Source organism: Halomonas cupida (genome assembly GCF_900142755.1).
Lineage (GTDB): Bacteria > Pseudomonadota > Gammaproteobacteria > Pseudomonadales > Halomonadaceae > Halomonas > Halomonas cupida.
Genome location: NZ_FRCA01000015.1, coordinates 73,358 through 86,738 on the forward strand (window position 1 = coordinate 73,358; position 13,381 = coordinate 86,738).

At 61.1% G+C, this 13,381-nt stretch carries 9 protein-coding genes; 8 read left to right on the forward strand and 1 reads right to left on the reverse strand.

Annotation, left to right across the window (positions count from 1 at the left end; all coding sequences use genetic code 11):
• Nucleotides 1-130: 130 nt before the first annotated feature.
• The 3 genes from dnaE (at nucleotide 131) to tilS (ending at nucleotide 6,261) form a co-directional block, all read left to right on the forward strand.
• Nucleotides 131-3,640, forward strand: coding sequence for a DNA polymerase III subunit alpha (dnaE, locus tag BUE38_RS20250; protein WP_073437054.1), 3,510 nt, complete (start codon nucleotides 131-133; stop codon nucleotides 3,638-3,640).
• Between the two features lie 282 nt (nucleotides 3,641-3,922).
• Nucleotides 3,923-4,876, forward strand: a complete 954-nt coding sequence (locus tag BUE38_RS20255) for an acetyl-CoA carboxylase carboxyltransferase subunit alpha (RefSeq protein ID WP_073437055.1) — start codon at nucleotides 3,923-3,925, stop codon at nucleotides 4,874-4,876.
• Nucleotides 4,877-4,932: 56 nt separating this feature from the next.
• Entirely contained in the window at nucleotides 4,933-6,261 is a 1,329-nt protein-coding gene (gene tilS / locus BUE38_RS20260) for a tRNA lysidine(34) synthetase TilS (RefSeq protein ID WP_073437056.1), read from the forward strand.
• Nucleotides 6,262-6,285: 24 nt separating this feature from the next.
• On the opposite strand, the gene ppx is transcribed toward tilS, so the two are convergent.
• Complete coding sequence (gene ppx, locus BUE38_RS20265) at nucleotides 6,286-7,854, reverse strand: exopolyphosphatase (RefSeq protein ID WP_084542066.1); 1,569 nt, start codon at nucleotides 7,852-7,854, stop codon at nucleotides 6,286-6,288.
• Between the two features lie 456 nt (nucleotides 7,855-8,310).
• On the opposite strand from ppx, the gene rho reads away from it, so the two are divergent.
• The 5 genes from rho to BUE38_RS20290 all read left to right on the forward strand — a co-directional run.
• Nucleotides 8,311-9,570: a transcription termination factor Rho gene (rho, locus tag BUE38_RS20270; protein WP_073437057.1), complete on the forward strand. Its 1,260-nt coding sequence runs from the start codon at nucleotides 8,311-8,313 to the stop codon at nucleotides 9,568-9,570.
• Between the two features lie 413 nt (nucleotides 9,571-9,983).
• Nucleotides 9,984-11,477: a 4-hydroxy-3-polyprenylbenzoate decarboxylase gene (gene ubiD / locus BUE38_RS20275; RefSeq protein WP_073437058.1), complete on the forward strand. Its 1,494-nt coding sequence runs from the start codon at nucleotides 9,984-9,986 to the stop codon at nucleotides 11,475-11,477.
• Complete coding sequence (locus BUE38_RS20280) at nucleotides 11,474-12,253, forward strand: FAD-binding oxidoreductase (RefSeq protein WP_073437059.1); 780 nt, start codon at nucleotides 11,474-11,476, stop codon at nucleotides 12,251-12,253. The genes ubiD and BUE38_RS20280 overlap by 4 nt, the downstream gene beginning before the upstream one ends.
• On the forward strand, nucleotides 12,250-12,963 hold the full coding sequence (gene folM / locus BUE38_RS20285) for a dihydromonapterin reductase (RefSeq protein ID WP_073437060.1): 714 nt from the start codon (nucleotides 12,250-12,252) through the stop codon (nucleotides 12,961-12,963). Before BUE38_RS20280 ends, folM begins: the two co-directional genes overlap by 4 nt.
• Before the next feature lie 145 nt (nucleotides 12,964-13,108).
• The coding region (locus BUE38_RS20290) for a transposase (RefSeq protein WP_084542067.1) at nucleotides 13,109-13,381 on the forward strand (273 nt) is incomplete at its 3' end.

Genomic DNA, 13,381 nt, shown 5'->3' on the forward strand with positions numbered 1-13,381 from the left:
TTCCTGTGCCGCGTTTGATCCGGCATAGCTTGGTCCAGCATGAAGATCTGCCGGGCCAATGGACTGCTATTCTTCTGCATGGCGCTTTGTCATCCCGCGTCGTGACTGACCCCTGAGGTGCTGTACCCGTATGTCTGTCCCCTTTGTTCATCTGCGTGTTCACAGTGAGTTCTCCCTGGTCGATGGACTGGTGCGGCTCAAGCCCTATATCAAGGCCGGAGAGGAGCAGGGGGCGCCGGCACTGGCGCTGACCGATGAGACCAACCTGTTTGGATTGGTCAAGTTCTACAACGGTGTTCAGGGGGCCGGTATCAAGCCGATCATCGGCTCGGACCTGTGGCTGTTCAATCCTCATGACACCGACCACCCCTATCGCCTGACCCTGCTGGCGATGAACGACACCGGCTATCGCAACCTGACCGAGCTGATCTCGCGTGGCTGGATGCAGGGGCAGCGCCAGGGGCGGGCGATTCTCGACAAGGCCTGGGTCATGGAGCAGAGCGATGGGTTGATCGCGCTGTCCGGCGGTCGGGAAGGAGAGGTCGGCCGATTTCTGCTCTCTGACCATCACAGCGAAGCGCGTCAACTGCTCGACGAATGGAATGCTGCCTTTCCCGGACGCTTCTACCTCGAGCTGACGCGTACGGGTCGTCCGCTGGAAGAAGACTGTGTGCACGCTTCGGTGGCGTTGGCGATGGAAACCGACACGCCGGTGGTTGCCACCAATGATGTGCGCTTCCTCAAGCGCGAAGACTTCTGGGCCCACGAGACACGCGTTGCCATCGGCGAAGGGCGGGCGCTGGACGACCCTCGTCGTGAGCACCGTTATACCGAGGAACAATACCTCAAGACACCAGCGGAAATGGCTGAGCTGTTCGCCGATATTCCCGAGGCCATCGAGAACAGCGTGATGATTGCTGCACGCTGCAGCGTCGAGGTGCGTCTCGGTGAGATCTTCCTGCCCGAGTACGGCATTCCCGAGGGCATGACTCAGGACGAGTTCTTCCGCAAGATCTCCCATGACGGCCTGACCGAGCGTCTCGACGCACTCTACCCGGTGGACAGCCATCCACGTGGTACCGAGGAATGGGCCGCCCTCGAGCAACGCTATCGTGAGCGTCTCGACTTCGAACTGAACATCATTCTGCAGATGGGCTTTCCCGGCTACTTCCTGATCGTGATGGACTTCATCCAGTGGGCCAAGGACAACGATGTTCCTGTCGGCCCGGGACGGGGGTCGGGGGCTGGCTCGCTGGTGGCCTACGCGCAGAAGATCACCGATCTCGACCCCATCCAGTATGACCTGCTGTTCGAGCGTTTCCTCAACCCGGAACGTGTCTCGATGCCCGACTTTGACGTCGATTTCTGCATGGAGAAGCGTGACCGGGTCATCGACTATGTGGCCGAACGCTACGGCCGTAACGCGGTCTCCCAGATCGTCACTTTCGGTACCATGGCCGCCAAGGCGGTAGTGCGTGATGTCGCGCGGGCCCAGGGCAAGCCCTACTCGCTGGGCGACAAGTTGTCCAAGTTGATTCCCTTTGAAGTCGGTATGACCCTGGCCAAGGCCATCGAGCAGGAGCCGCAGCTCAAGGACTTCCTCGAGGCCGATGAGGATGGCCAGGAAATCTGGGAGATGGCGCTCAAGCTTGAAGGTGTCACCCGCGGCACCGGAAAGCACGCCGGTGGCGTGGTGATCGCGCCGACCAAACTGACCGATTTCGCGCCGCTGTTGTGTGACGAGGAAGGCAACGGCCTGGTGGTTCAGTTCGACAAGAACGATATCGAGGACGCCGGGCTGGTGAAGTTCGACTTCCTCGGCCTGCGAACCCTGACCATCATCGACTGGGCGCTGGAGATGGTCGACAAGGTGCGTGCCGTCAATGATCAAGGCCCGCTCGACATCGACACCATCCCGCTGGATGATGGCAAGACCTTCGAGATGCTCAAGAAGGCCGAGACCACTGCCGTCTTCCAGCTCGAATCCCGCGGCATGAAGGAACTGATCAAGCGCCTGCTGCCGGACTCGCTGGAGGACATGATCGCTCTGGTGGCGTTGTTCCGTCCGGGGCCGCTGCAATCCGGCATGGTGGATGATTTCATCAACCGTAAGCACGGGCGTGCCGAGATCTCCTTCCCGCACCCGGATTATCAGCACGAACTGCTCAGGCCGGTACTGACACCCACCTACGGCATCATCCTCTATCAGGAGCAGGTGATGCAGATTGCCCAGGTGATGGCCGGCTACTCGCTGGGCCAGGCTGACCTGCTGCGCCGTGCCATGGGCAAGAAGAAACCCGAGGAAATGGCCAAGCAGCGCGCGGGGTTCATGGAGGGCTGTGAGGCCAACGGTATCAATGCCGACCTGGCGGGCAACATCTTCGACCTGGTGGAGAAGTTCGCCGGCTACGGCTTCAACAAGTCGCACTCGGCAGCCTATGCATTGGTGTCATACCAGACCGCCTGGTTGAAGGCCCATTATCCGGGGCCATTCATGGCCGCGGTCATGTCCACCGAAATGGACAACCTCGACAAGGTGGTGCCGCTGATCGAGGAGTGCCGAAACCTCAAGCTCACCGTCACTCCGCCGGACGTCAATGTGGGGGGCTACAAGTTTACCGTCGATGTCGATGGGCGCGTGGTCTATGGGCTCGGTGCCATCCGTGGTGTGGGTGAAGGTCCGATCGGTGCCATCGTCGAGGCGCGTAATGCCGATGGCCCCTTCAAGGATCTGTTCGACTTCTGTCGTCGCGTCGACCCGAAGCGCATGAACAAGCGTACTCTAGAGGCGCTGATTCGTTCCGGCGCTCTGGACAACCTGGGACCCAACCGAGCTGTGCTGTCTGCGGCATTGGATGATGCACTGCGTGCAGCCGCGCAGAACCACCAGAACCAGAACGCCGGGATGATGGACCTGTTCGGGGAAGCCTTTGCCGCTGTAGAGGAAGAAGAGGCTTCCGACCCCTATGCCGACTATCTGCGCGCCAGGGAGTGGACCGACCGCGAGCGCCTGGCGGGGGAGAAGGACACTCTGGGGCTTTACCTGACCGGTCACCCCATCGACGAGTACGAGACCGAGTTGGCACGTTTCGTGTCGACCCGTATCGCCGACCTCAAACCATCGCGGGAAGCCCAGCGTGTGGCCGGGTTGGTGGTGGGCATGCGCACCATGAAGTCCAAGCGTGGCGACACCATGGCGTTTCTGACTCTGGACGATCGCACCGGGCGTATCGAGGCCTCGTTGTTCGGAGAGCTGTTCGATAGCGTCCGTGGCCAGCTCGACAATGCCGAGGTGTTGATCATCGAGGGCGAGGTGTCCAGCGATGACTACTCCGGTGGCCTGCGCCTGCGAGGCAAGGACGTCACGCCCATGGTTCAGGCCCGGGCTCGATTCGGGCAGGCGGTGGAGGTCTCGATCAATGCCGCCAATGCCAACGGCAAACTGATCGACAGCCTGCAGCAGAGTCTTGCGCCCCATCGCCATGAGGAAGGTCTGCCGGTACGCTTGCGTTACCGCAGCCACGAGGCCTGCGGCTGGCTGGAGTTCGACGACCAATGGAAGGTGACGCCTAGCGATGATCTGTTGATCGCCCTGCGTGAGGTGGAAGGCCAGGACGGCGTGCGTTTGAAATATCGTTGAGCTAGGAGCTAGGAGCTAGGAGCTACGAGCTGGCCCCTGTTCGTTCCCGACGAACAGGGGCACTTCCCACATCCCTGTGGGTCGCGAGCGAAGAGCGGGCTGTAACCTGGTGCTGCTCGCGTCTCGTCGCTCGGGGCTCGCAGCTTATCTCGGGGCGCTTGCGGCCCGAGGCTTGCGTGACTCGCACAGGGTGCGATAATGCACCCCACTTTATTCTCGCCATGGGTGGGTCTCGGGAGCTGGTACCCCGGCCTGCCTTCGATGATCACAAGGCACTTGCCCATGAACCCGAACTATCTCGATTTCGAACAGCCCATCGCCGAGCTTCAGGCCAAGATCGAAGAGCTGCGTCTGGTCGGCAACGACAGCAAGGTAAGCCTCAGCGATGAGATTTCTCGACTCGAGGAAAAGAGCCGCAAGCTGACCGAGTCCATCTTCAAGGACCTCTCTCCCTGGCAGGTCTCCCAGTTGTCGCGTCATCCGCAGCGGCCGTACACACTTGACTATCTCGAGCATGTGTTCACCGATTTCGATGAGCTGCATGGCGATCGCGAGTTTGCCGATGACGCTGCCATCGTGGGTGGCGTGGCACGTCTCAATGACCGTCCGGTGATGATCATCGGCCACCAGAAGGGGCGGGACGTCAAGGAGAAGGTTCGCCGCAACTTCGGCATGCCGCGTCCTGAAGGCTACCGCAAGGCTTGCCGACTGATGGAAATGGCCGAGCGCTTCAAGCTGCCGGTATTGACCTTCATCGACACTCCGGGCGCCTATCCCGGGATCGACGCCGAGGAGCGTGGTCAGAGTGAAGCGATTGCCTATAACTTGGCGGTGATGTCGCGCCTGAAGACGCCGATCATCTCTACCGTGGTGGGTGAAGGCGGCTCCGGTGGTGCACTGGCGATCGGTGTCTGCGATGAACTGATGATGCTCCAGTACGCCACCTACTCGGTGATTTCACCGGAAGGCTGTGCCTCGATCCTGTGGAAGAGTGCCGAGCGTGCCTCGGATGCGGCTCAGGCCATGGGCATCACGGCGACTCGTCTCAAGGAGCTGGGCTTCGTCGACACCCTGGTCAAGGAGCCGCTGGGTGGCGCTCACCGTGCCCCCGAGCAGTGTGCCCAGCGCGTTCGCGATGCGATCAGCGACAGCCTCGAGCGTCTTGATGCACTGGATACCGATGCTCTGCTCGAACGTCGCTACCAGCGCCTGATGAGCTATGGCGCGCCTTCCTGAGTCACCTTGATGCCGACGCCCTCTGAGGGCGTCGGCACTTCCTTCGAGGCTTCGCCATGATGCGTCCTGCCTCCTCGATTGCTGCGACTGTCACCACTGCGCTGGGCGCCACCGATCCGAACCGCGGGGTATGGATTGCGTTGTCCGGTGGCCTGGATTCGTCGCTGCTGCTGAATCTGGCCGTGGCCGCCGCGGACCAATACCCGCGTCGCCTTCAGGCGCTGCATGTCCACCATGGCCTGCAATCCTGCGCCGATGATTTCGAGGCCCACTGCCGGGCCTTGTGTCGTTCACTGGAGATTCCGCTGAGGGTGGTCAATGTGCGTGTCGCTGTCGAAGCCGGTGAGGGAGTGGAAGGCGCTGCTCGACGAGCACGTTACAACGCCTTTCAGCAGACCATTCCCGCCGGTGACACTCTGTGGCTGGCCCAGCATCTTGATGACCAGGCCGAGACCTTTCTGCTGGCGGCGTTGCGTGGCTCCGGTGTCGGTGGGCTGGCGGCCATGCCCGCTGAGCGACAACTGGCGGGTATACGCCTGCAACGACCACTGCTGGAAGTGCCCCGTGCCGATCTGGAGGCGGAGGTCCAGCGTCGTTGCCTTGTCTGGAGTGAAGATCCCAGCAATGCCCAGACCACCTTCGACCGTAATTTCCTGCGTCATGCCATCCTGCCGCAACTGAAGGAACGCTGGCCGCAGGCATCGAGATTGCTGGCGCGCTCGGCGCACTGGATGGGTGAAGCCGATGGCTTGCTGGCGGAGCTGGCCGACGAGGACCTGCAGCGCCTCGGCGGGCGAGCGGGAGAGTTACCGCTGGCGGCGTTGGGGAAGCTGAGTGCATCGCGCCAGCGACTGTTGATTCGTCACTGTCTACGTCAACTGGGGCTGCCTACTCCCCCGGAGGCACGGCTGGGAGCGTTGCTCGAGCAGCTGTCGGCCCGCAATGATGCTCAGGTCCGGGTCTGCTGGCCTGGTGTCGAGGCACGCTGTTGGCGTGGCACCCTGTGGCTGATGTCCGACACTCTGGTGGTCTTCGACACTCCTCGAGACTGGGATGGCCACACATCGCTGGTGACGGATCGAGGGGAGCATCAGTTGGCGCTCTCGCTGCTATCGGGCCAGGCCATGGAGTTGCTGGTGTTGCGCCCCCGCGAGGGCGGCGAGATGTTGCGTCTAGCGAAGCGTGGTCAGCGTGATCTCAAGCGACTGTTGCAGGAGCTTGGTGTGCCGACCTGGCGTCGCCAGGCCGTCGCGGTCATCTGGCATGGAGCGACAACGGTGGCGGCCCTCGACATGGTCGAGGGCCGCTGGTTGGCGGTGGCCGAGGGCTGGCAGGCGCAGGGCGCCTGGTGGACTTCGGGCACCGACGAGTCCGAGAATTTCTGACCGGCAGGCGACATCAGTGCTGGGCTACTGACTCCGGCCAGCAGCCCGAAGCTCGACGGTCTCGACCCTGAGCTCGAAGCCGGCGTTGGTCATGTAGCGGGCCTCCTGTTCCAGGTCTGTGGCCATCAGGCCTGGCTCATCGCTGGAGGTGGTGGTCAGGTGCAGGGCCTCTCCGTGGGCCTCCAGACGCGGTACTTCCGGCGGGCTCTCCGGCCGGGAATGGTTGAGCAGCACCGCGAGGCGCAGCAGGCGGGCGAGGCGCTGGTGGGAGGTCTGTTCCGAGGCGGGCAGCGCCTGCCACTCCTTGAGCGGAAACTTGCGCCGGTGAGCGCGAACCAGGAACGCCAACAGGCGCTGCTCCGGGCGCGAGAAACCTGATAGATCGGAGTGTTCGAGCAGGTAGGCTCCGTGACGGTGGAACTGGCTGTGGGAGATGGCCTGGCCGATCTCGTGCATCCAGCAGGCCCAGTCGAGAAAACGAGCCTGATCCTCGTCAATGTCCCAGGCCTCACGCACCTGATTGAGCAGTGTCTTGGCCGTGGCTGCGACGTTGTCGGCCTGGCGCGTATCGACACCATAGCAGCGTGCCAGCATCTCGAGGCTCTTGAGGCGTGAATCCTCGGGACTGTTGCGTCCCACCATGTCGTACAGCACGCCTTCACGCAGGGCGCCATCGGCGAAACGCATCCGCTCGAGATCGAAGGCCTCGAAGATGGCACTGAGGATGGCGATACCCGCGGGGAAGACGCGGGCCCGGTCGGTCTTGAGCCCCTCCATGTCGACCTTGTCGAGATGACGGCACTTGATCAGACGTTTGCGCAGCCGTGCAAGTCCCTCATGGGTAATCACGCCTTCCGGCGCATCGCCTGCCGCCGCCAGCACGGCGGCAGCGGCCTTGATGGTTCCACTGGAGCCGACGGGGTCTTCCCAGCCGAGCTTGAGATAGGGGCGGCGGATATTGGCCAGCTCCGATAGCGCCGCCAGCTCAGCCTGTCGCATGCGCTTTTCGCTGATCTCACCATTGGTGAAGAATTGCTGAGTATAGGTCACGCAGCCCATGCGCAGACTTTCCAGCGCTCGGGGCTCGAACTGTTCGCCAATGATGAATTCGGTGGAGCCGCCGCCGATATCGACGATCAGGCGGCGCCCACTTTCGGCCAGCGCATGGGCCGCGCCGAGATAGATCAGGCGCGCTTCCTCGCGGCCGGCGATGATCTCGATGCGCGCACCCAGCATGGCTTCGGCACGATCAATGAGCTGCTGGCTGTTCTCGGCATCGCGCAGGGCATTGGTCCCCACTACTCTCAGTCGGGAGGTGGGGATGTCCTCGAGGAAGGGCGCGAAGCGATTCAGGCAATCCAGTGCTCGACTCATGGCCTCTTCGCTGAGCATGCCGTCATCATCAAGGCCCGCGGCCAGCTGTACCTTTTCGCCCAGACGTGCCACTACCTGCAGGCGATCGTCCTGGTAGTTGGCGACGAGCAGGTGGAAGCTGTTGGAACCCAGATCAATAGCGGCCAGGCGCGTGGGATCCGGGGTAATTTCACCAGGTGAATCGCGCAGCGCGCTTAGGGTGTCCGTAGGCTGGGTCATGACGGGTCCTTCAATAGAGTTGAACCAAGGTTGCGACCGACCCTGCTTGATGTCAATGATCCGGGAAAGGTAGGACTTGCGTTCGTGATCAGGGTTGTCTAGTATCGGGTCATTCGCCTGTTTCGAATGTGTTTTCCGGTTGTGATGCTGACACAAGCTGTACGAACAGCTTTACGTGTTGGCCGAGACAACCGCCCCAAGTCGTCAGACAGCCCACTAGGTATCAGCCCCGCATATGGGCCCAGCCCCGCGACGCTGATCAGGCGAACAACCTGCTCCCATGTCCAGATACCAACGGTACTCCTGTCGGAGGCGCCGTTCGATGGCCTTGAACACCTGCAATGATCGGCCTACGAAGAGCAGCCCGGGCTCTGAACGCATTCAAGTGGCGTCGTTTCGCCTCTCACATAGACGGCGCCTTGCCGCCCGGCTTCCACGAGTAACTTCTGAACTCTGATGAATCTGACCGAACTCAAGCAAAAGCCCGTGCCGGAGCTTCTCGAAATTGCCCGCGAGATGGGCATCGACAACCTTGCACGGTCCCGCAAACAAGACATCATCTTCGCGATCCTCAAGAAACACGCCAAGAGCGGCGAGGATATCTTCGGTGATGGTGTACTGGAAATTCTCCAGGATGGTTTCGGCTTCCTGCGCAGCGCAGACAGCTCCTACCTCGCCGGGCCCGACGATATCTATGTTTCACCGTCTCAGATTCGTCGTTTCAACCTCCGCAAGGGCGATACCATTTCCGGCAAGATTCGCCCGCCCAAGGAAGGTGAGCGTTACTTTGCGCTGCTCAAGGTCAGCGAGATCAACCTCGACCGACCCGAAAATGCCAAGCACAAGATCCTGTTCGAAAACCTTACCCCGCTGTTCCCCGATGATCGCCTGCGCATGGAGATCGGTAATGGTTCCACCGAGGATCTGACCGCTCGCATCATCGACCTGACCGCACCGATCGGCAAGGGCCAGCGCGGTTTGCTGGTTTCCCCGCCGAAAGCCGGTAAGACCCTGATGTTGCAGAACATCGCCACCTCCATCACGCGAAACAACCCCGAGTGCCAACTGATCGTATTGCTGATCGACGAGCGCCCCGAGGAAGTGACCGAGATGTCGCGTACCGTACGCGGCGAGGTGGTGGCTTCGACCTTCGACGAGCCCCCGGCCCGTCACGTTCAGGTCGCCGAGATGGTCATCGAGAAGGCCAAGCGACTGGTGGAGCACAAGAAGGATGTCGTGATCCTGCTTGACTCCATCACGCGCCTGGCGCGTGCGTACAACACCGTTGTGCCGTCTTCCGGCAAGGTGTTGACCGGTGGTGTCGACGCCCATGCACTGGAAAAGCCCAAGCGCTTCTTCGGTGCCGCTCGTAACATCGAGGAAGGCGGTAGTCTGACAATCATCGCTACGGCGCTGGTCGACACCGGCTCCAAGATGGACGAGGTGATCTTCGAGGAGTTCAAGGGTACCGGTAACATGGAAGCCCACCTCGACCGTCGCCTGGCCGAGCGTCGCATCTATCCGGCGCTTAACATCCGTCGTTCCGGTACTCGCCGCGAGGACCTGCTGGCGTCCGAGGAAGAGATGCAGCGGATGTGGATCCTGCGCAAGCTGCTCAATCCGATGGATGACACTGCCGCAACCGAGTTTCTGATTGATCGTCTCAAGGACACCAAGACCAATATCGAGTTCTTCGAGGCCATGAAGCGCCGCTAGGATCTGAGCTACGAGCTACGAGCTACGAGCTACGAGCTACGAGCTACGAGCTACGAGCTACGAGCTACGAGCTACGAGCTGGCCCATGTTCGTTCCCGACGAACATGGGCACTTCCCACATCCCTGTGGGTCGCGAGCTACGAGGATGTGCACTGCGGGTCGGCTATTCGTGTTCCCGACACGAACACGCACTTCCCACATCCCTGTGGGTCGCGAGCGATAAGCTTCGAGTGTGGCGGTAGATAAACCCTCTGCAGGCTTCTGCCCGCAGGGGGTTTTGCTTTTCTGACTGCTGGGGGCTGGCGCGCAGCCCCCTTCGGCCATGATATGCTCCCCACTTTCGTGTTCCGTTCTTTCCGCGACATTTTTCCGCGGCATCTTGTAGACACCACCAGGGCGAGCGAGACAATCGCATGAAGTATCAGGATCTGCGCGAGTTCATCGCCGGCCTTGAACAGCAGGGCGAACTCCATCGGGTCACGGCAGAAGTTGACCCTTACCTCGAGATCACCGAGATCTGTGACCGTACACTGCGAGCCGGTGGTCCGGCGTTGTTGTTCGAGAACGTCAAGGGCTACGACATGCCGTTGCTCGGTAACCTGTTCGGCACCCCGAAACGCGTTGCCATGGGCATGGGTCAGGAATCGGTGAGTGCGCTCAGGGAAGTCGGCGAGTTGCTGGCCTTTCTCAAGGAGCCTGAGCCGCCGAAGGGGTTCCGGGATGCCTGGAGCAAGTTGCCGATCTTCAAGCAGGTGATGAGCATGGGGCCGAAGACGGTCCGCTCAGCGCCTGTTCAGCAGGTAGTGCTGGAGGGTGACGACGTCAACCTCGATCGCCTGCCGATCCAGCACTGCTGGCCAGGCGATGCCGCCCCCCTGGTGACCTGGCCACTGGTGGTCACCAGAGGACCGCACAAGTCACGCCAGAATCTCGGTATCTACCGTCAGCAGAAGCTGTCGCAGAATCGTTTGATCATGCGCTGGCTGTCCCATCGGGGTGGCGCCCTGGATTTCCAGGAATTCCAGAAGACCAGTCCGGGGGAACCCTTTCCGGTCGCTGTCGCTCTGGGGGCCGATCCGGCCACCATACTGGGCGCTGTCACACCAGTCCCCGATAACCTCTCGGAATACGCCTTTGCTGGTCTGCTGCGCGGTTCGCGCACCGAGCTGGTCAAGTGCGGGCACGCCGACTTGATGGTGCCGGCCTCGGCCGAGATCATTCTCGAAGGCTTCATCTACCCGGATGACATGGCTCCGGAAGGTCCCTACGGCGACCATACCGGTTACTACAACGAAGTCGAGCAATTCCCGGTATTCACTGTCACTCGCATGACCATGCGCCGGGACGCGATCTACCACTCCACCTATACCGGCCGTCCGCCGGATGAGCCAGCGATTCTGGGACTGGCGCTGAACGAAGTGTTCGTGCCCATCCTGCGTCGCCAGTTCCCCGAGATTCAGGACTTCTATCTGCCGCCGGAAGGCTGTTCCTACCGCATGGCCATCGTGACCATGAAGAAGCAGTATCCGGGGCATGCCAAGCGGGTGATGATGGGAGTGTGGAGCTTTCTCCGCCAGTTCATGTACACCAAGTTCGTGGTGGTACTGGATGATGACGTCAATGCCCGCGATTGGCAGGATGTGATCTGGGCCATCACCACACGCATGGATCCGGCTCGTGATACGGTCATGGTCGAGAATACGCCGATCGACTACCTGGATTTTGCTTCCCCGGTGGCAGGGCTCGGCTCCAAGATGGGGCTGGATGCCACCAGCAAGTGGCCGGGGGAAACGGACCGTGAGTGGGGCGTTCCCATTACCATGGACGACACTATCAAGGCGCGCGTCAGCGAACGCTGGAGTGAATTCGGCATTGCTCTCCCTGACACCGACAAGAGGTCAACATGACGGCAAGGACCCTGACCTGCCAGGTCATTGAGGTCGAGGATCTTACTCCCGACGTATTTCGTGTGCTGCTCGAGGGTCGCACCGAGGCCATGGCCCATGCGGCTGGCCAGTATCTCGAGATGCGTCTCGACGAGGACACCTGGGTGCCATTCTCGATCGCCAGTCGCCATGCTGATGACGGCCGTCTTGAACTGCATATCCAGCATTGGCCGGAGCGTTCCAATTCCGCACAGTTGCGACGCATGCTGGTGGTGGCCGAACAGTTGACCCTGCGGCTGCCCAGTGGCGATTGTGTTCTCGACCCAGCCAGCGAGCGCCCGCTGTTGCTCATCGCGGCTGGAACCGGTTTTGCGCAGATGAAGGCAATCATCGAGGAGGCTCAGCATCAGTCTCCTGAACGCTCCATCGCTCTATGGTGGGCTGCCCGCGAGCGTCGCGACCTGTACGCTGAGTCGATGGTCCGGGAGTGGGTCAGGCAGTTTCCGCAACTGCGCTTTCACGCCGTCTGTGAAGACGGTTTTGAAGAGGGGTTCGCTGAACCGCGTATCGAGGGGCATCATGGCCGAGTGGATACGGCGCTGGCGTCCTGCCTTGCCGATGTGTCTGCGCAAGATGTCTATATTTCCGGTTCGCCCGGAATGGTCTATGCCTGTGTCGATGTGCTTGCTTCCATGGGGCTCGAGTCATCGCGGGTGTTCTCGGATGTCTTCGCCTATGCTCCGCGTGACCCTCTGGTACCAACGCTCGGCAGTCTGGTGCGAGAGGGATCCTCGTGAGTGCGGCTCCGATCCTGATCACCGGAGGCGCTCAGCGACTGGGGCGTCACTGTGCCGAACGGCTGTTGCACGATGGCCATCCGGTGATCATCAGTTATCGACGCGAACGCCCTGAGTTGGACGAGCTCCGCCAGCGTGGTGTCGTGACCTTGATGGCAGACTTCTCCAGTGAAGCCGGAGTTCTCGACTTCCTCGAGCGTCTCCGGCAGAGCACCGATTCACTGCGTGCCATCGTCCACAATGCCAGTGACTGGGCGCCCGACAGCACCGGTGAGGATGCGGGGGCCAATTTCGAGCGCCTGTTTCGCGTGCATATGCTCGCGCCCTATCTGATCAACCTGCACGCCCGTGAGTTGCTCGATGCCTGCATCGAGCCCCAGCGCGATATCGTGCATATCACCGACTTTGTCGCTCAGAAGGGCTCGCGCAAGCATGCCGCCTACGCCGCCACCAAGGCCGGACTGGACAACCTGACACGTTCGTTTGCGGCGATGTACGCGCCAGACATCCAGGTCAATGCCATTGCCCCTGCGCTGATCATGCTCAATGAGGGCGATGATGAGGCGTATGTGGCAAAAGCCAAAAGCAAGTCGGCCATGCAACTGGTGCCCGGGCCTGGCGTGGTCTATCAGACCCTGCGTTATCTGCTCGACAATCGTTATATTACCGGCGCGACCTTGCCGCTGGATGGTGGGCGGAATGTGGTCTGAATGAAGCATTGAGCTACGAGCTACGAGCTACGAGCTACGAGCTACGAGCTACGAGCTACGAGCTACGAGCTACGAGCTACGAGCTGGCCCATGCTATGCCCCCGATTTTGTGGACACCTCACTTTCCATCATGAGGTGAGGTGTCATGCTTCTACGTACACGTCGGCGGTATACGTCGGAATACAAGTTACATGTGGTCCGGTACTCTCTGGAGTCGACCGCCCCTCAAGCTGTCATCGCTGCTGAATTTGATGTTCCCGTCAGTGTCCTTGGTCGATGGAGGAGAGAGTACGTGTCCACTCACAAGAAAGACCAGAAGCCCGTCCCCAACCAGGGAGCCTCGAAGAGTCTGGCAGACCTGGAGCGGGAGAATCGCCAGTTGCGGAAACAGTTGGAACGCAAGGAACTGGAGATCGAT